Annotated in this window: 17 protein-coding genes; 2 read left to right on the top strand and 15 right to left on the bottom strand. The window is 46.5% G+C overall.

All coding sequences use genetic code 11. The annotated features are described in order from the left end of the window. The 12 genes from AC4E7D_RS03370 to AC4E7D_RS03315 form a co-directional block, all read right to left on the bottom strand. Positions 1-970: amidohydrolase family protein (locus AC4E7D_RS03370; RefSeq protein WP_490172397.1), on the bottom strand; the 970-nt coding region annotated here is incomplete at its 3' end. 100 nt (positions 971-1,070) lie between these two features. Continuing rightward, positions 1,071-2,243 (bottom strand): hypothetical protein, encoded by a 1,173-nt coding sequence (locus tag AC4E7D_RS03365; protein WP_490172396.1) that lies wholly within the window; start codon positions 2,241-2,243, stop codon positions 1,071-1,073. A gap of 123 nt (positions 2,244-2,366) precedes the next feature. Further along, positions 2,367-2,963 (bottom strand): nucleotidyltransferase family protein, encoded by a 597-nt coding sequence (locus tag AC4E7D_RS03360; RefSeq protein WP_490172395.1) that lies wholly within the window; start codon positions 2,961-2,963, stop codon positions 2,367-2,369. Continuing rightward, positions 2,963-3,973 carry an XdhC family protein gene (locus tag AC4E7D_RS03355; RefSeq protein ID WP_490172394.1) on the bottom strand — a complete coding sequence of 337 codons (1,011 nt, stop codon included), beginning with the start codon at positions 3,971-3,973 and terminating at the stop codon, positions 2,963-2,965. Before AC4E7D_RS03355 ends, AC4E7D_RS03360 begins: the two co-directional genes overlap by 1 nt. Beyond that, a complete protein-coding gene (locus AC4E7D_RS03350; protein ID WP_490172393.1) occupies positions 3,970-5,172 on the bottom strand; it encodes a molybdopterin molybdotransferase MoeA in 1,203 nt (400 codons plus the stop codon). Before AC4E7D_RS03350 ends, AC4E7D_RS03355 begins: the two co-directional genes overlap by 4 nt. Before the next feature lie 18 nt (positions 5,173-5,190). After that, positions 5,191-6,267 carry a ThiF family adenylyltransferase gene (locus AC4E7D_RS03345; RefSeq protein ID WP_490172392.1) on the bottom strand — a complete coding sequence of 359 codons (1,077 nt, stop codon included), beginning with the start codon at positions 6,265-6,267 and terminating at the stop codon, positions 5,191-5,193. Further along, the gene (locus AC4E7D_RS03340) at positions 6,264-6,875 is read right to left on the bottom strand and encodes an NTP transferase domain-containing protein (protein WP_490172391.1); all 612 of its coding nucleotides are present in this window, start codon (positions 6,873-6,875) and stop codon (positions 6,264-6,266) included. The genes AC4E7D_RS03345 and AC4E7D_RS03340 overlap by 4 nt, the downstream gene beginning before the upstream one ends. Positions 6,876-6,890: 15 nt before the next feature. After that, complete coding sequence (moaA, locus tag AC4E7D_RS03335; RefSeq protein ID WP_490172390.1) at positions 6,891-7,874, bottom strand: GTP 3',8-cyclase MoaA; 984 nt, start codon at positions 7,872-7,874, stop codon at positions 6,891-6,893. Positions 7,875-7,885: 11 nt separating this feature from the next. After that, a complete protein-coding gene (locus AC4E7D_RS03330; RefSeq protein WP_490172389.1) occupies positions 7,886-8,131 on the bottom strand; it encodes a MoaD/ThiS family protein in 246 nt (81 codons plus the stop codon). Continuing rightward, complete coding sequence (locus tag AC4E7D_RS03325) at positions 8,132-10,318, bottom strand: xanthine dehydrogenase family protein molybdopterin-binding subunit (protein ID WP_490172388.1); 2,187 nt, start codon at positions 10,316-10,318, stop codon at positions 8,132-8,134. Between the two features lie 66 nt (positions 10,319-10,384). Continuing rightward, the gene (locus AC4E7D_RS03320; RefSeq protein ID WP_490172387.1) at positions 10,385-10,846 is read right to left on the bottom strand and encodes a (2Fe-2S)-binding protein; all 462 of its coding nucleotides are present in this window, start codon (positions 10,844-10,846) and stop codon (positions 10,385-10,387) included. 105 nt (positions 10,847-10,951) lie between these two features. Then, a complete protein-coding gene (locus AC4E7D_RS03315; protein WP_490172386.1) occupies positions 10,952-11,890 on the bottom strand; it encodes a polysaccharide deacetylase family protein in 939 nt (312 codons plus the stop codon). Between the two features lie 134 nt (positions 11,891-12,024). Here AC4E7D_RS03315 and AC4E7D_RS03310 point away from each other — a divergent pair, with 134 nt between their 5' ends. Both AC4E7D_RS03310 and AC4E7D_RS03305 read left to right on the top strand, forming a co-directional pair. Continuing rightward, positions 12,025-13,110, top strand: a complete 1,086-nt coding sequence (locus tag AC4E7D_RS03310) for a vWA domain-containing protein (protein WP_490172385.1) — start codon at positions 12,025-12,027, stop codon at positions 13,108-13,110. A gap of 177 nt (positions 13,111-13,287) precedes the next feature. Further along, on the top strand, positions 13,288-13,455 hold the full coding sequence (locus tag AC4E7D_RS03305; RefSeq protein WP_490172384.1) for a hypothetical protein: 168 nt from the start codon (positions 13,288-13,290) through the stop codon (positions 13,453-13,455). A 62-nt stretch (positions 13,456-13,517) separates the two neighbouring features. Here the strand turns inward: AC4E7D_RS03305 and AC4E7D_RS03300 are convergent, their stop codons facing one another. From AC4E7D_RS03300 to AC4E7D_RS03290, 3 genes are all read right to left on the bottom strand, one after another. Then, the gene (locus AC4E7D_RS03300) at positions 13,518-15,008 is read right to left on the bottom strand and encodes a M14 family zinc carboxypeptidase (protein ID WP_490172383.1); all 1,491 of its coding nucleotides are present in this window, start codon (positions 15,006-15,008) and stop codon (positions 13,518-13,520) included. Between the two features lie 10 nt (positions 15,009-15,018). Next, the gene (locus AC4E7D_RS03295) at positions 15,019-15,681 is read right to left on the bottom strand and encodes a peptidoglycan recognition protein family protein (protein WP_490172382.1); all 663 of its coding nucleotides are present in this window, start codon (positions 15,679-15,681) and stop codon (positions 15,019-15,021) included. Beyond that, on the bottom strand, positions 15,678-17,533 hold a 1,856-nt coding region (locus AC4E7D_RS03290; protein WP_490172381.1), incomplete at its 5' end, for an FG-GAP-like repeat-containing protein. The genes AC4E7D_RS03290 and AC4E7D_RS03295, both read right to left, overlap by 4 nt.

Genomic DNA, 17,533 nt, shown 5'->3' with positions numbered 1-17,533 from the left:
GGTATCTTTTGTAATAGGGAAAGTACTCATCATCTGTTTCCAGGACCCGGAAGTATGTAGGGTATTCCTTAGTTTTATAGGAATCTTTTCCAAAAAGTATCCTATCCTGGTATTTTTCAAAAAATCTCAAGGCATTTCTCGGCTGTCTGCCAAGTTCCGCAATAACAGCACCGATTTCAACATACATATTCGGGATCTCGTCCAATAACACTCCCAACCGTGCTAGATCATTTGCATACCAACCCATATGTGCATTGATAAAGTTGGTCTTTGGATGCCTCTTAAATACCCGGTGCTGTTCATCAATGATCTGTTGCCAGGGTGCTGGGTCATTGTCAGACCTTTTTCGGCGCGGTCGGGTCTTGAGTTCCAGCCAGCGCTCGTTTTTGCTGTCCATCGGATCCCAGAATGATTTGGGGTCGGCAGAGTGGATGAGTACAGGAATCCCCAATTCCCCGCATTTGGCCCAGATGGGATCCAGTCGTTTATCATCGACCGCTACCCGATTCCCCTGAACATCCCGATGGCGCAAACCCAGGCTTTTATATATTTTCAGGCCCCTTGCCCCGTTTTCTACATCTGCCTCTAATTGCTTAACGGCTTTATCTGTCCATCCGGGCGTCCCAATCCCCTCGAAATTAATATTGGCAAAAACCACAAAACGATTGGGATAATTGCGGTTTACGTTATCCACTGCCTGTTTAAGTTGTTCCCCTGTTCGCCCGCTGAGATTAACCATTACGGCCATATTTAGCTTATCCATATCGGCAATAAGCTCTGATAAATCCTGTGTAGCCATCCGGAACTGGTGGCTATGGATATCCACAAAAGGAAACCTGGAACTAGGCACTTCCTTACCGGGAATTACAAGGGTACTGGTTGGAGAATACTCCTCAAAGGACATTTCCTGCCCAGAAGATGATAGTGCACACAGAAAGAGCAAGGCATAAAAAAATATGTTGTTGCGCATTTTAATCAGGAATTAGTTGATTAGGCTAAAAATACACTATTTGGAACTAAAAAACTCCGGAGTTTAGGCCGGAGTCTTTCAAATTGATAAATACAAAATACTAATTCCTTCTGGAGCTACTCCTTTTTGTCTTTTTTGTTTTCTTGCGGGACTTCTTTGCCGATTTCCTGCTTTTTTTCACAGATTTGGTTCCATCGGCATTTTTCTTGACCGAAACCGCAGAACGGGAACCGTTAGGATTCTTCTTCACTGCGACTGTTCTGCCCGAACCATCCGGATTCTTAACTGAGGCCACCCGTTTTTTCGTGCCGTCTGATTTGTTTACCCCGGCAACACGTTTTTTAGTGCCGTCTGAAGTCTTAACACCTGCCGCGCGGTATTTATCACCATCAGCCTGGTTAACTCCCACAGCTCTTTTCTGCGTGCCGTCTGCTTTATTTACTCCGACAGCCCTTTTCTTAGTGCCGTCAGCGCGGTTTACCCCTGTAGTCCTAATGACATCGCCATCAGCTTGTTTAACGGTCCTGGTACGCGCAGTGCTCCCATTACTCCTTGTAGTAGTGGTTACCCGTTGCGTGTAGGATCTTTCAGGATATCGGACAGCGTAATCATTACGCCTCACGCTCTTATGCACAGTTACGGCCCGGGTACTCCTTCTTACAGTTGTTCTGTGGTATACGTGCTTTACATTTACATGAACATGAACGTTTGTACGATAAACCCGGGTGCGGAAGGGTCTCCAGGGCCTGAAAAATCGAGGATAATATCCCCAGTAATATACTGACCGATAGGGCCTGTAGAAGGGCCTCCAGAAGATCCCGAAAATTATGGGACGGTAGGCATAAACAGGTTCAACGATCACACCGGGTCCAAACAGGTACACATCACCCACAATCTGAACACGAACATCATCATTGGTATTTTCAAGTTCAATAGTGGCTACATCCTGGTAAAGGTCGTCTCCTAGGACAGCCTGTATAGCCACCACATGGGTAGTACCCTCTGCAGATTCCATTACGCGTAAATAATCCACATAGCTATCCTCATTCAGGTCGAGGTTAGAGATCTGTAATTCCGGGTCATTGAGGCGCTCCTCAAACTCGGCAAGATCTTTGGAATCTGCAAATACAGAAGCCACAGCTTCCAGGTCCAGGTTTTCACTGATATCATCGTCGGCAGCAGATACTGTTGCTTCCTGGGACGTCAGGGTAATTACAGAAAAGAGGCCAATGAGCAGTAGTAATTGATTTCTGAGGTTAAAAAGGTTTTTCATGGGACATTTTTATTGCTAAGACGTTGCTTTTTTCAAAAGGTTTAATCAAAGCATAAACGCAGGGTAAAATTGAATAGTATAATGGTGTAAAGAAAGTATGAACCACCAAGGCTCATAAAGCACCTATTCCGACTTCCTCAGTTTGAGGTAATCTTCAGGATAGTCTATGTCAACAACCCCGGTTGCATTGAGCAAGAGTTTTGCTTGGTGAGCATGTTTTAGCAAAATTTTACGGGCACCCTGATCCCCTTTCAGGTCAAGTATTTCAGGGAACAGGGATTTACCTATCAGAACAGGGACACCTGGCCCTTCCCTGTACTGTGTAGCTACAAGGGCAACTTCCTCGTTTTGAAAGGCAAGTAGCATTTCTCCTAAATATTCAGCAGAAATAAGGGGTTGGTCCGCCAGCAGGATCAATACAGCCGGCAGTTCAGGCCGTTGTTGAATTATGGCCTTTAACCCGGATACAATGGAAGTTCCCATGCCTTCCTGCCATGATCGATTTACCAACCATTCTGCCGGGCTATCGGCATGTTGTAGCTTAATTTCTTCAGCCTCTGCACCGAGCACAACAAAGGGGGCACCCAGATTGAGTTTGCTTGAAGTATGGATCACATGGCCCAATAAAGTAGTCCCTTTAAAGGGGAGCAGTTGTTTGGGTTCCCCCATACGGGTGGCAGAACCAGCAGCAAGGATGAGTATGGCAATATGATCTTGCATTAGCTGTGGATCGTCCCCTTCTTGTCTCGCAGGCGCATGGGTGTTTTATCCCGAATGATGGCCAAAATTTCAGACAGCACGGAGATAGCTATTTCTTCCGGGGTCTCACTGCCAAGATTGAGTCCGGCAGGGCCATAAATGCTTTCCAGGAAGGATTCTGAAACTTCGGGATATCGCTCGATCAGGGCATCCATGAGTTTTTCCCTGCGATTCGCCGGTCCGAGAAGGCCCAAATAGGCCGGACGGGTTTGCTTAATGGCCAGCAGGTAAGCAAGGTCTTTGGCAAAGCTGTGCGTCATCAGGATCACCGCTGTTTCTGAATCTATGCCTTCGGCCTGGAAAGCCTCAGGAGTTACGGTAAGGAAGTCATGCGCTCCCGGAAAATCCTCAATTGTTTTTTGCTCAGTTGGGACGGTCACCACAGTAACCTCCCACCCCATCATAGCTGCAAATCCACAAAGTTTTACCGCATCGTGTTCTGCCCCGACAATGATAAGTTTGAAACAGGGTTTGAATCGGGTTGAAAAAGTTAACAGGTCAGGATCCATATTTAAACCGGGCCTTAGCCCTTTTTGACCCGCAGGAAATAGCATTGTACTGCCATACCTCTGATCTGCACCTACTTCCAGGCGAAATTGACTTGTAAATTCCAACTCTGCCCTTGTTTTAACCGCTTCCCAGAATGCATTTATCCAGTCCTTTTCAGGTGCAAAGGGTTCTATCAGGATATAAAGAATCCCCTCACATCCCAGGCGGTACCTGCCATCATAGGTCATGATCTTTGGAACATCGTTTTCAAAAACTTCCTGTGCCTGCCTGTTCACTTCCTTTTCTACACATCCCCCACTCACAGCCCCTGTCATATGTCCGCTTTCATCAATCAACATCTGCACACCAGGCCTGCGGTAGGAAGATCCTTCCACGTGGACCACTGTAGCCAGCACCACCCGCTTTTTTTCTGTCAGGGCCATTTCAAAGGCCTTTACAATCCTTTTGAGTTCATGAGTCATAGACACAAGGGTTTAATTGGAATAAAGGGAACCACCTCCCCTTTTGAGTAGCCCAATTCATTGGGCGCCAAGCATACAAATCCGTCAGCCAATGCCAGAGAAACCAAATCTCCCGAACCGTTTTCCACTACGGGAACAGCCTTTAATGCGCTTTGTTCCCATTTTAAACGGACGCGAATAAAGTGCGTTAGTGTACTGGTTAGTGGGATAGCTGTGCCCAGCATTGCAGTTTGCGCTTTAATTTCCAGCCCCAAAGAACTGTTCAGCCAGGTCCTGAAATACAGATGATAATTGGCAAAGGTGGACACCGGATTTCCGGGAAATGAAAATACCAGGGTGTTGTTTTCCGGATGGTTTCCGAACCAAAAGGGTTTGCCCGGACGCTGCATCACACCATGAAAAGCTTTCTTTACCCCAAGATGCTGCAAGACTTCCGGCAGGTAGTCATACTTACCCTTTGATACACCACCACTAAGAATAAGCAAATCAAATTCATCGACAAGGTAATTCAGTTTCTGACCAATGATGTCCTTGTCGTCAGGTAAATGGAGGAGCATGGGGTCTATTCCGTCCTCCCTGAGGCATGCCTGAAGGGAATAGGAGTTTGATCTCCGTATTTGATGGGTTTCGGGGATAATATCGATATCCACTAACTCGTTACCAGTTGAGATGACCGCCACCTTAGGTAGGCGTTTTACAGCTACCTCGGCCTTACCGACTGATGCCAGCACGCCAATTCCCGCAGCGCTAATCCTGGTATTGGCCGCAAGCAATACCGCACCCTTTTTCGTATCGCTTCCTCGATAATGGATATTCTGCCCCTTTTTAGGCAGGGATTTCAATCTCGCGATTCCATTTTCAAGATCCAGTTCTTCATACATCACAACCGTATCCGCATCATAGGGAACCACAGCCCCCGTCATGATTTCCATGCAAGCCTCCTGGTCTTCAAGGACCGTAGCCGGAGCACCGGCAGGTAGTACCTTAATGACCTCAAAGGCTTTTCTGCCGTTTTCTACTGCCTGGTAATTAAGTGTTATACCGTCTTTGGTGGCCCTGTCGAAAGGAGGAAAATCCCGGTCGGCCCTTACGTCCTCAGCCAGCACACGTCCAACAGCCTCTTTTAAAGGAACAGTCTCCACGCCATAGTCCTTCAGGGAATTAAGCACTGTTTTTAAAGCCTGCTGATAACTTATCATTGGTTTGATGTGAAACTTTTATACTTTGATCTTCTCTGACTGCAGCTGATCCAAGCCTCCGCGTACATTAATAAAATTAATGCCCGGATAAAGAGACTCCAGCATTGCCTTAGCCTGCAAGCTGCGTACTCCGCTCTGGCAAATGAGATACACGTTCTGGCCCTTCTCCAGCGGTATAGGTTCTTTTTCCAACTGGGCAAGGGGAATATTAATACCCTTTGAAATGGGGTGTAATTGATATTCGGAAGTGCTTCTCACGTCTATTAGGGTACCCGAAGCATCAGATTTTAATTGTTCCACAAGGGATAAGGCGTCGATTTCCTGATCTGCCGGACAGGACGGAATTTGATAGGCATCTCTTAGACCAGTTATGTTCAGGTTTTCGGGCTTTAAAGGAAATGAAATCTTGTGCAATGACGAATTCAATCCGTTATACAGCAACAACTTTCCTGACAGGGGATCACCTTTGCCGGTTATCACCTTTACTGCTTCCAGGGCCTGAAAATTCCCTACAATCCCCGGTAAGATCCCCAACACACCATTTTCATCGCAATTAGGTACTTCAGACATGCCGGGCATATCTGGAAATAAACAACGGTAGGTGGGCCCCCCGTTAAAATTAAAAACCGAAACCTGACCCTCAAATCCATGTAGTGCACCATAAACAAAAGGTTTGTTTAGTAATACACAGGCGTCATTTATCAGGTATCGCGTGGGAAAATTATCAGATGCATCCACGATAAGATCATAGGATGCCATGATATCCAGGGCGTTTTCCGGACTAAGGAAGGCATTATGGCCTTCCAGTCGGGTTTCAGGATTCTGAGCACTAAGTTTCCGGATACAGACTGTCACTTTGGGTTGGCCTATATCGGCCTCATCATACAACACCTGCCTATGCAGGTTGCTGATATCCACCTTGTCCCGGTCAACAAGCCCCAGGCGGCCAATGCCCATGGCATTGAGGTATTGGATTACGGGAATACCAAGCCCTCCCAAACCTACAACAAGCACTGCGGCATTCTTCAGCCTTTGCTGGCCTTCTCTCCCAAATTCGTGGAGCTGTATCTGTTTTATATATCGCCTGGATTTCAATCTGCTTGTATTATGGCCAAAGCTTCTTTAAATTCTTCCGGGTTGTTGGCATTTAACAATTCCTGATCGCCTCCGGGATATACTAATTTACAATTATGATTGATTAAGAATTTCCTTGGGCAGCTGCTCTCCGCGGTTTTCAAATATGTTATTGCTGTTGCCAGGCCTGCAGGCTCCCAGATCGCCACAAGCGGCTCCGGCAGGTTGCTTTTTCTCGTTGCCATGGCGGTACCTGTAGCTAACGGATCTCGGGCTTTAACCAATCGGGTAATCGTGTCATTATTGATCAGTGGGAGGTCACATGCCAAAACCAGCCAGGCTACTCCAGGGTATTCCGCATGCGCACTCAGGAGGCCATTGAAAGGCCCACGATAATGGTCCTGATCCAAAATAACCTGATGATCCCTTCGGGTAGGATCATGCTGGTCAGCACGTAGGCTCATAAATGTCTTTTCGCAGTGGGTTTCCAGAAGAGCATACAAAAATTCGGCCTGAGGCTGTCCGTGGTATTCCAACAAACGCTTATCCTGCCCCATTCGGGTACTTTTGCCCCCGGCCAACACCAGGCCATACAAGGGAGGTACATCTTTTACAAGCGTCTTTTTCATAATAGCGATTTAATATCAACCTCCTATTGAGGTCATAGAATTGGAAAATACCTGCTGGTACTCCTGCTGGGCTTCATGACCAGTTTTTGCTCTCGCACCGATAACAGATCGAATGGCCTCTTCAAGTTCCTGAGGTGAATTGCCAATGCGCAACATATCCCTTAGGTTCATTTTGGGTTTGCCGTAGAGGCAGGTGATGACATCTCCGGTTGCCGTAACCCTCAGACGGTTACAACTCCCGCAAAAGGTGCGACTAAAAGAGGGAATGATACCAAAACTACCTTTGTGGCCAGGAATCTTGTAATTCAGCGAGGTAGAAGATGGAGGGTCTTCCAGCTTTTCCACTTCCGGGTAGGCTTCCTGAATGTAGTTCAGGATACCTTTATAGTTCCATTTGAGGGCATTGAAGTCTTTTGTTCCTCCGTTAAAAGGCATTTCCTCTAGAAAACGTACCGAAACGTCATAATGCTTCTGCAGGTCCAGCATAGGTAGAATATCCTGCTCATTCTGGCCTTCGAGGACAATGCAATTGATCCGTACATTGAACCCTTCAGTAATGAGCCGCATCAGGTTTTGGTGAACCGTATCATAGACATCGCGACGGGTAATCCGTTCAAAGGTGTCCCGGTTAATGGCGTCCATACTGACATTGACATTGGTAATGCCCAAAGCTTTGAGTTCATCGATAAAAGGTCCGATCAAGGTGGCATTGGTGGTAACCGATATATCCTTCAGGGAATCGATCTCAGAAAGCACCCGGAGCAATTTTATCAGGTCTTTCCTGACAAAAGGTTCACCCCCGGTAATCCTGATTTTATCAATCCCCATCCTGGTCAGTATACGGCTTACTTCTGAAAGTTCTGAGATACTCAACAGCCTGTCCCGTTTGGCAAAGTCGATACCCTCTGAGGGCATACAGTAGTTACAGCGCAGGTTGCAGCGGTCTGTAACGGCCAACCTAAGATAATTGATGATACGATTATGGTTATCTATCAGCATATTTCTGGTTGTTATCCTCCACTAACGGGGGGTATTAGGGCTATTTCATCTGTTGCACTGATCTCTTTTTCATCTTCGGCATACTCGCTGTTCACTGCGATCGCCAGGGAACTCAATCCACCCATTGCGGGGTAATTACCTGTAAGATAATTTCTGAGTTGCCCAACTGTATGTACTTCACTGGCCTCAGAAGAAGACAAGGACAAAGTAGCATCACCTACAATGTCCTTGGTTATTCCAAATAATAAAATGTTCATTTATCCAATAATTTCCTTTTCTGGAACTTTAAGCAGTTCGGGGAACTGGCTAAAAGGTTGCTTGTATAAACGATTTCCTGTCGCTGCCTTGAAGGCGTTAGCAATAGCCCCTCCAGCTGGTGGCAGGGTAGGTTCACCCAAACCGGTTGGTGCATATTCATTTTCCATGAAATGCACCTCCACCTGAGGTGCCTCTTGCATTCGGATCATCCTGTAGCGGTTAAAATTGTTCGCAGTAGGCCGGCCTCCCTCAAATTTGAGTTCTCCGTACATTGCATGTCCGATACCGTCTATGACCCCTCCTTCAGCCTGGTTCTTGGCACCAAGCGGGTTGATGACAATACCGCAGTCTACCACACAGGTAACTTTTTTCACTACCGGCTTGCCATCCTCGATTACCACATCTGCTACTTCCGCCACATGGCTGTTATGGCAGTAGTAATTTGCAAATCCCTGGTACACGCCTTCCGGCTGTTTTCCCCATCCGGATTTTTCCACAACGGTCTTGATCACCTTTTCCATACGTTCCGGGGAATACTGAATGCGTTCATCCTCAGTTCCTTTAACGTTTTGCAGGAGGTCCAGTCGCAATTGCACCCGGTCTACTTCCATCATCTCAGCCAGCTCATCAAAGAAATTTTGTTCGGCATAGGCCAGGAAATTGGTATAAGGGGCACGCCATGCGCCAGTGGTGATATTACTGTCGTACTTGGCTACGTCCACCTGATAATTTTCAACACATCCGGCAGGGAAGAAATTGGGGATCAGGCCATACATATTGGAATTCACCGCTGCCTCCTTAAGGTGGTAGGCAGTAACCTGTCCGTCTTTAACCCCGGCCTTGATCCTGTATTTAATAGCCATACGGTAGATACCATCGGCCATGTCATCCTCGCGTGTATATACTACTTTAACCGGTTTCCTGATAGCATCTGCAATTTCTGCAACTTCAAGGACAAAATCCCCATAGAGACGACGTCCAAAGCCACCTCCCTGTCGTGTCATTTCCAGCAGGATTTCTGAGGGCTCCCTACCCAGCATTTGTGCAACGGCACCCGCCTTCCATTCTGGTGTCTGGACAGGTCCTACCAAATGCACTTTATCCTCACTGATATCTGCAAAGAAATTCATCGGTTCCATGCAGTTGTGAGGCAGGAAGGGCGATTCATAGGTACGTTCCAGCACCTGATCGGCCTCTGCAAAGGCTTTCTTAACATTCCCATCAGAACGCATGGTGTTAAATTTCTTACCGTCCAGTAGGTCCGTTAATATCTTATCGTGTTCTTCTGAGTTTTCCGGTTTGGTGGCATCCTCCCATTCCGCCTCAACAGCTGCTTTAGCTTTCATCGCCTGCCAGGTGGTTTCAGCGATAACCACAACTTTGTCGCTCGTGCTCAAAATAGGCGTTATGCCAGGATTAGCCTCTATTAGATTCCTGGCTTTCTCACCTATGGTAATAACATCAAGCACGCCAGGCATGGACTTGGCTTTCTCAGCATCAAAAGAACTTAACTGTTGTCCGAATGCCGGTGGCCTTACCACTGCGGCATAGACCATTCCGTCAACCTTGTAATCCAGGCCAAACAGGGGTTTCCCTGTAACGATCTCGTCTATGTCGACATTGCTGGCATCATTGCCAATGATCTTAAAATCCTTGATCTCTTTGAGGCTCACTTCTTCCGGGATTTCAAGTTGTGCTGCTTCTGTGACAACATCACCGTAACCCAGCGTATCGCCAGCTGCATTGGTGATGACCCCTTCACTGGTAGTACACTCTGAGGGATCAACCCCCCACCTGGCTGCAGCAGCATTTACCAGCATCTGCCTGGCTGTTGCTCCGGTTTGCCTCAGCGGCTCCCAGCCCTGCCTAATGGACTGGCTACCACCCGCAACCTGCCGGGTATAGTTTTCGGTATCCAGGATACCCTGCTCCACATGGACCATATCCCAGGCCACATCGAGTTCTTCTGCAATGATCATGGGCATGGAAGTTTTCACGTTCTGCCCAATTTCCGGATTTGGAGAAAATATGGTCACTGCCCCGTTTTCCGCGATTTTAATGAAGGCATTGAAATCGTTGTAATCCAAAGACGCCAGATCGATAGGTGCCTTGGCTTCAGGCTTACATGCCTGGAACAGATTAAAACCAATTAAAAGGCCGCCTCCGGCCAAAGAACTGGTGCGCATGAATTCTCTTCTGCTAAATGATAAAGAAGGTTTTTGATTTGCCATTGTTCTTGTCTTTAATTGATTTTATCCCATTTTAGATGCGGCAATTTCCACCGCTCTGTATATTCTGTTATACGTAGCACAGCGGCAGAGGTTTCCGTTCATTGCCGCTTTTATCTCATTTTCACTTGGATTGGGGTTCTGTTCCAGGAAAGCGGCAGCTGTCATGATTTGTCCAGACTGGCAGTATCCGCACTGAGGAACATCGACTTCCTTCCAGGCCTGTTGGACGGGGTGGGAACCGTCTTCAGATAATCCTTCTATGGTAGTGATGGATTTTCCGGCAACCTGTTTTATACTAAGGGCACAACTTCTTTGTGCTATCCCATCCACGTGTACTGTACACGTTCCGCATTGCGCAATTCCGCAACCGTATTTTGTCCCCACGAGATCAAGATGATCCCTTAAGACCCACATCAAAGGTGTGTCTTCACTGACATCAACAGAATGTTGTACCCCGTTGACCGTTAACTCAAAAGTTGACATACTCGTTATTTTTAGGTGAAAGTTGTTTTTCCAGAGATTTCCTTTAAAATTATCAAAAAAAAGGGGGGTACCCTAGGGAATTCTTTAAAGGAAATGTTAAAATTCCTATTTACTTCGGGTAATTTTGTCCCTCAATTCCCTCCAGCTTATGAGGATGATATTCTCCTGCTCAATAAGGTTTTGACAAGTCTCGCTCAGAAAAAAATCAGAATCGGCCTGTCGCCAGTCTGCGGCCCAGTAATCATGACCTTTGGTAACGGCCTTCATTTCTTCGTCTTCATAGGCCAAATGAATCAACAGGCAGTTGAGGCCGGAAGGTAATTCTGCAAGTAAACTTTTATAGTATTGTTCCGGCCCGGCAGTGAAGTCTGCCGGTGTCATGGAATAGATATTGTCCATTATCACGGTGCGGTCATCGATCAGGTTTCGTATTTCTGGTGCTGTCATTTCATATACACGCTTGTCTAGTAATACCGGCAGGTCAAAAGCACGGCCTACCCGCAAATAGGCAGCCATAAATTCAGGCGTACTCACAGCGGCACCCATATGGGCATCGAGATGGGTAATGTCGATCCCCGCCTCCAGCGCCTTAATTACCTGGTTGGTAAGTTCGAGGGCTACCTCATTTGCCTTCCCGTAGGTACGAAGGCTATCCACAGAAGCGTAAAAGTACCCCTGTTCATTTATCAGGCTGCTCACAGCATCTCGTGATGAAACCGGGCCCCATTTATACCCAAGCCATTCGCTGTTCAGGGTCAGGTGGAGGCCGAGATCAGCTTTTGGGTTTTCCCTGGCATATGCGGCAATTTCAGGGAACCAGGGACAGGGGACCATAATGCTTGCAGAATTTACCTGGCCTTTTTCCATACCGGAAATACTGGCCACATTCTCTGAATGGGATACCCCCAGGTCATCGGCATGGATAATCAGCAAACGGGCATCTTCGGGATAACCCAATCGGGTGAGTATATCGTCCTGGGCGTAAAGGCCAACTCCAGCCCTGACGAAAAAAAGAACCATTAAAATTACACTACCTCGCAACATATTTTTATCAATTTACTTCCTTTCAATTTACAATAAAAAGCAGGATTTCTGATGTGTCCTTATGAAAGTTTCCACCAGACTATACTTAATTTAATTTTTGTGCGTTCTTCAGGAAGAAACGAACACTTATTGAAATGAAATCCTATCTTTCTTTTACCTTCCTGTTTTCCATTGTATTCCTGTTTTCATGCGGCAATGCTGATGACGATGTAAGCTTTGACTTTAATACCGACGGACTTGGGAAAGGCCAGCCCGTAGACAAATGCCTGGACCTTGGCGAAAACGAACTGCTCCTCTCCATACAGGAACAATTCACCAGCCTCCCCGGAAAAGTGTCTATACTGTTCAAGGTTTCAGATACCGGGGGCAATCCGGTCTCCGGATTACAAGCTTCGCAGTTTACCATCTATGAACAGGGACGAAATGACGATTGCTTTAATACCATTTCGGCCTCTGAGTCTTTTGCCAGGATCTCGCCCAATTCGCAGGTATTCAGGAACAATACCCTTCTGGTTCTGGATTTGAGTAATAGTGTGTTAAGTAGCAGCCTGGAAGAGTTGAAGTCAGCCTCCGTCAGTTTCATTGAAAATGTGATGCCTGCGACGCCAAATGAATCTCTTACCATGGCTATTTACTGGTTTGATGGCGAGGATACACTGCACCTCTTGCAACCACTTTCGGCCTCTCAGGAGGAACTGGTCGCTGCCGTAAACGGAATTACACCAGAGATCAGCAATGATCCTTCCACAGACCTTTATGGGGCGGTAATCAAGTCCACAGCCCTGGCAGAAGACCTGCTGACAGAAAGTTTGGGAGATAATATTATTGGAGCGGCATCAGTGGTTTTGTTCACGGACGGAACCGACCAGGCTTCGCGATACACGGAATCCTCGGCACTGAACAGCGTGGAACGCGCCGATCCCAATATCTCGTTCTTCACAATTGGCCTGGGCGCTGAGATAGACACCCAGGTACTTAGCGCTATCGGTAAAACCTTTAGTGTTTTCGCGAGTAACAAGGAAGAACTGGAGACTACCTTTAACGACATCTCGTTGCGCGTTTCCCAGCAAGCCAATAGTTTTTACCTGTTTGAGTACTGTTCTCCAAAGCGGGATGGCAGTGGCGAAAACAACCTGGCCATTCAGGTAGTCGATGACGGAAGACAAGGGGCTGTACAAACGAAGTTTGATGCCACAGGCTTCACTTCTGGCTGCGAATAAGAAGATCAGAATTGAAACAATATGAAAAGAGGATCCGATGGGTCCTCTTTTTTTTGTTGAGAGGATTGCAGGTAGGGTTTTTTTAAAATGGATTGTTACATACATACAACACCAAAAACAAAACAACTGAATACATCCTAAAACCAAAAGAGTATTGTTTAATTAAAAAATGAAGCTATGGATGTTTTAAATCAAATCATAAAGGAGAGTCCCATCGGGTCCTTGTCAAAATGGTCGAAAAGTATCGTATTGTCTGTTTTTTCTTCAATCGTGCTTACCCTGTTTACCATGCTGGTAGCCATGATCATGAATGCACCCGACTTACATATTAGCTTTGGGTACTAACAGCCCGGAATTGTTTTTGAATTACTCATAACACCACCTCTGATCTCAGGTGGTGTTTTTTATTACCGGTAGATCATTCCATTTATTTTGTTCAACCCGATGGAAAAAACTATGCTTTTCCAACCCTGATTCAAATCGATCAGAAATCCATTCACGACCGCATATTGGAAATTGCCATCTTTTTCAAGGAGAAAAGTAGGGTTCCTGCCCACTTCAAGCCGAAATTCAGGAATTTTATAATCTTCACTGATTAAATGAAAGGGCGCTGGAGTATAGGACGTGACCTCAAGAGACTCTGAAATCCTAAAGTACAGGTACCCTTGTTTAAGGTAGTTTATATATTCTTCGCCTTCCATATCCTTAACTTTGGAAAGTACTTTGGGAAAAACCTTTCCGGGAATCACCCTGTACCCTTCCGCATTGAAGGTTTCATATCCGTAGTAGGTAGACAGATCGCCCTGGTCAATGATGCGGCTGCTGTACCAGAAATCATTGTGATCTTCCAAATCTACTTCAAGGCGATGGATGCCAATATCCATGATGTAGTCTTTTCCCAACAAAGGATAGGTCGCGTTTTCAATTTTCAGGTCGAACAGCTTCCTGTCGTTTTCCGGGATCTTCTCATAATCCTCGATCGCGATATCCTTATAATTCCCTTTAGCAATGGTATACAGGGCGGAAAGGATAGAAACATAATTCAATTTACGTATCTCTTGTTTCTCCCTGTCCCCGGGATAGCCCCCGGACTCGATCAGGATGGTACTGGTCCCCCATTTTTGTATGTTGTCCCCAAAAGCGCGGGGCTCAAAATCATCGCTGTAACGACCTACCTGGCCCGGGGCATATTGCTGAATGATGTTATTCATAAATACGATTACCTGCATGGCCGCTGCCCTGCTTTCGTCAATGTCCCTTTCATAGTTGAAAGGCGGTGCGAGATAGGAGACGGTAGCCGGCTTGTCTGTGCGTTCTGCATTGTAGTAGGTGCTTTGATCGTGCAGGTTAAACCCGAAATCCGCATCCAGACTATCCCGTACTTTTTTCAGGGTTTGTCCCTCTGGTGACTGCAGGCGAAGGGCATCGCGGTTAATGTCTATCCCCAGCGTATTGCGCCGTTGAAAGACTTCGGCACCATCGGGGTTAAGCATGGGGAGGAAATGCACACGCAGGCGCGAAAGGATCTCCTGCTTTTCCTCTGTAAATGAAGTTCCGGCGAAAAAATTAAGGATGTCGAATATGGCCTGTGTGGCCGTGGGCTCATTGCCGTGCATTTGGGACCACAGGAAGACATCGGTATCCCCCGTACCCATACTCAGCAAATGCAGGGAACGCCCCTCAATAGATGTGCCTACCTTGTTTACTTCCACCCTGGATTCTTTACGCCACTGCTCTATCAGGGGCTGTAGATCACTGTGTTTTATCCTGCGTTTGTCCAGACTGGTCTCCTTAAAGGTATCATAGGTGTTATACAGGGAGGTGGTAAAGGAGCTATCCTGAGCCACGACCAGATGTAAGGAAAGACTAAAAATAATAAAGCATGTGATTCTTTTCATTGGGTTGATTTTATTTCGGATTAGGTTTGAAATTTAAATCTTTGGTGGCCTTGCGAACCTTGCGCATGAAATCCTGACCGGGATCGGTCTTTTCGGTGCGGTAGCCCGCATCCTTTTCGAGCCAAAGTTCATGCCCGTCAAAAAGAGGGTATTCATAATGCCCGATCAGATAGTCTATACCGTATTTTTTGGTCAAATAACGTACCAGATAGATGTTGGATCGCAATTGTTCCCTGGTCAAAGGGGTTGCATCGGTGCCCCCAACATTCTCGATGCCTATGGCACAGTGGTTCAACCCTATGACGTGGCGTGCCATGGTAGTTTCGGGCATCAGTCGGTAGATCGTACCGTCCCTGTCCACCAGAAAATGGGCTGAGACATTAAGCGCCCCGGCACTTTGAACATCCTGCCGGGATCCGGGGAGTTGAACGGGATCAAAGGCTTCAAAAGATTTTTCGAGGGTAGGTATTGCGGTCCAGTGCAATACGATCATTTTTGGAATAATGTCTATGCCTTCTGTTTTCAGATCATACCGATTCTGTAAATATTCCCTGGTTAGCACAACCCTGTTTTCGTCAAAAGTTATGGGCTTGTCTGTAATTGACCGGTTTGTGCTTGAACAGGCAAGGCCCAGGAACAGGAAACATCCCATAAATAGGTGCTTTACCTTCATAGATTTAGGTTCTTAACAGTCCGTGTTATACCATTGGCCGTATAAAAGGTAACCTCCTCCCAGGATGGGGGCAGGATGACAACCCGGCTGTGTTGAGATAGATACCCCGAGCAATAGGAGGCTTCTCTAAGCAGTTCCCTGCCATTGGCAAGTCGGATAACGGCCTTGGTTTCCAAGGATTGGAAATCCAGGGTATCCTGGTTGGCATTTAACTGCAATAGTGATACATTCCCATTATTGGTAGTTGAAATCACAGCCAAGCGACCATTGGCCATCTTTATTACACCCAGGGCCTTTCTGTCTCCCCTCAGTAAAAATCCATTTTCCTTATTCCCCCGGGATACCTGTATTGTTTCAGCATCATAATTCAATATGGCACCCAAGGAACTGCAAAAGGGGCCATCTATCACATTATTAGAAAATAGGTTGCCGCTGAGCAGCACTTCTTCAACAGCATCCTGGTCCATATCAATTGCCAAAGTGCCGAACACAGGTGAGAACTGGGCATTATTTGGCAATTGATTCATAATTAGGCTATCCTTCCCTAGATTAAGTAAAAATCCGTGGTGCGCCGTATAAGATATATATTCCAGACCATCCTCCCAGGCATTGGGATCATCAAACAAATTATCCTGACTTACCCCAGCGTAGCTTTCATAATTAGGGTATTTTAGCCGCATATTGGGCAATTGGCTCAAAAATGCATCTCTAGAGGCCACCGGGTGATAACCATCAACAAACTCCTTGAACAATATCGGGTCTACCGAACCATTCTGGTCAAAATCTTTAGCTCGCAGGATCAATGGACTGTCCCGTGATATGCGATAGGCATTGTTTGCTCCCAGATTACCAAGGAGATAATCCACACGACCGTCCTGATTTACGTCCGTAGCAGTGATACTATTCCAAAATCCGGAAGATCCAGTTAATTGCAGCTCTTTGGTCCTGTTGGTGAACCTTCCTTCATTGTTTTGTAAAAGGGAAACAGGCATCCACTCCCCCACTACTATCAAATCCAAGTCGTGATCCCCGTCATAGTCCGTCCAGAGTCCCTGGCTTACCATACCGATTGCCGATAACTCAGGCGCTAGTTCCCCAGCCCTGTCTACAAATTGTCCGTTGTTGTTTTCAAGAAGAAAACTGGGAGGGTTTAAAGGATACGCTCCGGGGATAACACGACCTCCTACAAACAGGTCTAAATCTCCATCTCCGTCAAAATCCCCCGCATTTACAGATGCAGTGCTCGTCTGAATTTCGGGGAGTACCCCCGGGTTTAAAGCAAACTGCCCTTTTCCGTTATTTTCATATAAACGGTCCTGGTACCCTTTGGATTGCCCGCTGGCCCAGGTTCCGCCTGAAGCCACATAAAGGTCCTGGTCCCCATCGCCATCGTAATCAAAAAACAGACACCCCATATCCTCATATTCAGGGTCAAATATTTCATCAGAAGCTTTAAAAGATCCGTCTGGTTGCTGTAAAAAAAGCTGACCCGATTGTCCCCTGGCCCCACCTATAAAACAATCATCAAGGCCATCAGCATTCACATCTGCAACGGCGAGCCCAGGTCCTAGCTTAGAATGTTGATGGGGCAACAAGAATTGCTTATGAAAGTCTACCTGATTATTTTCACGATGAACAAAATCAAGTCCTGCCTTTTCGGTAATATCTGTAAACAATGAAGACGCAGGATCGTAATTAACATCCTCCTCATGTAATGCTGAAGTGGAATAAGCAACTTGGATCAGGGTGTCTCTGCTTGCTACATCAAGTATACTGACTTCCGAGTTGGGCCAGACTACTTTTAAACGGCTAGCTTCAGCTGTTGCACCCATGCCGAAATGAACTGTTTTTT

This window comes from Lentiprolixibacter sp. (assembly GCF_982873095.1).
This window is presented reverse-complemented; position numbering and strand designations above follow the sequence as displayed.

What these genes read in the sequence shown, in the direction of transcription:
- AC4E7D_RS03340 (WP_490172391.1), bottom strand. Translation starts at nt 6,875, where the DNA reads ATGAAAAAGACGCTTGTAAAAGATGTACCTCCCTTGTATGGCCTGGTG.
- AC4E7D_RS03350 (WP_490172393.1), bottom strand. Translation starts at nt 5,172, where the DNA reads ATGATAAGTTATCAGCAGGCTTTAAAAACAGTGCTTAATTCCCTGAAG.
- AC4E7D_RS03320 (WP_490172387.1), bottom strand. Translation starts at nt 10,846, where the DNA reads ATGTCAACTTTTGAGTTAACGGTCAACGGGGTACAACATTCTGTTGAT.
- AC4E7D_RS03315 (WP_490172386.1), bottom strand. Translation starts at nt 11,890, where the DNA reads ATGTTGCGAGGTAGTGTAATTTTAATGGTTCTTTTTTTCGTCAGGGCT.
- AC4E7D_RS03325 (WP_490172388.1), bottom strand. Translation starts at nt 10,318, where the DNA reads ATGCGCACCAGTTCTTTGGCCGGAGGCGGCCTTTTAATTGGTTTTAAT.
- AC4E7D_RS03360 (WP_490172395.1), bottom strand. Translation starts at nt 2,963, where the DNA reads ATGCAAGATCATATTGCCATACTCATCCTTGCTGCTGGTTCTGCCACC.
- AC4E7D_RS03305 (WP_490172384.1), top strand. Translation starts at nt 13,288, where the DNA reads ATGGATGTTTTAAATCAAATCATAAAGGAGAGTCCCATCGGGTCCTTG.
- AC4E7D_RS03295 (WP_490172382.1), bottom strand. Translation starts at nt 15,681, where the DNA reads ATGAAGGTAAAGCACCTATTTATGGGATGTTTCCTGTTCCTGGGCCTT.
- AC4E7D_RS03300 (WP_490172383.1), bottom strand. Translation starts at nt 15,008, where the DNA reads ATGAAAAGAATCACATGCTTTATTATTTTTAGTCTTTCCTTACATCTG.
- AC4E7D_RS03330 (WP_490172389.1), bottom strand. Translation starts at nt 8,131, where the DNA reads ATGAACATTTTATTATTTGGAATAACCAAGGACATTGTAGGTGATGCT.
- moaA (WP_490172390.1), bottom strand. Translation starts at nt 7,874, where the DNA reads ATGCTGATAGATAACCATAATCGTATCATCAATTATCTTAGGTTGGCC.
- AC4E7D_RS03365 (WP_490172396.1), bottom strand. Translation starts at nt 2,243, where the DNA reads ATGAAAAACCTTTTTAACCTCAGAAATCAATTACTACTGCTCATTGGC.
- AC4E7D_RS03355 (WP_490172394.1), bottom strand. Translation starts at nt 3,973, where the DNA reads ATGACTCATGAACTCAAAAGGATTGTAAAGGCCTTTGAAATGGCCCTG.
- AC4E7D_RS03310 (WP_490172385.1), top strand. Translation starts at nt 12,025, where the DNA reads ATGAAATCCTATCTTTCTTTTACCTTCCTGTTTTCCATTGTATTCCTG.